Source organism: Phytobacter sp. V91 (genome assembly GCF_965644225.1).
Lineage (GTDB): Bacteria > Pseudomonadota > Gammaproteobacteria > Enterobacterales > Enterobacteriaceae > CBFFRJ01.
Window position 1 is genome coordinate 1 of the sequence record NZ_CBFFRJ010000299.1, and the last position, 656, is coordinate 656.

At 58.2% G+C, this 656-nt stretch carries 1 protein-coding gene; it reads right to left on the reverse strand.

Annotation, left to right across the window (positions count from 1 at the left end; all coding sequences use genetic code 11):
* Positions 1-656, reverse strand: a 656-nt coding sequence (locus ACSZO4_RS25750) for a transposase (protein WP_437891918.1), incomplete at both ends; no start/stop codon positions are given.

A 656-nucleotide genomic window follows, 5' to 3' on the forward strand; every position in this document is an offset into this window, starting at 1 on the left:
CCGTTTCCTTACGCCGGGCATACACCTTTTTGCCCCATTTCGTCAGCCGCAGCGCGTTTGCCTCTTCTTTTGCCTCTTCCCACACATGTCGCGTTATTGTCTTCTGCCTCTTCCGGTTCTGTGTGCATTTTTCCCGTTGCGCACAACCCGTGCACACTGCCGGGTCCGAGTGATAGTGCCGGTAACCGTTGCGGTCTGTTGTGCCGTAACCCAGCAACCCTCCCGCCGGACACACATACGCATCCCGCTCCGGGTCATATCCGAAGTGTTTTTTCTGGTAATCATTTTGCCCTTTATGAGGACGCCGGTAGCCCGGCACCAGGGCGATACCCATCTCCTGCGTCAGATGGCACACCGCTGAGGTGAAGTAGCCTGCATCAACGCCTGCCGCCACTGGCTCCAGCCCGAAGCGTTCCACCTGGCGTTTCAGCCGCCCGATAAACGGCTGACTGTCGTGGACGTTACCCGGCGTGATGTACGTATCCGTTATGATGCCGTGCTTACCGTCCACCGTCCGGTGGTCAAGCCAGAAGAAGCCCTTTGGCTTGTTGTCCCGGTGCATAAAGCCGCTCTCCGGGTCGGTGGTGCTCACCTTCACGTTCTTAACACCGGCTGCGCTTCCGGGCTTCTTTTTTACGGCGGGCAGCGGCTTTTTT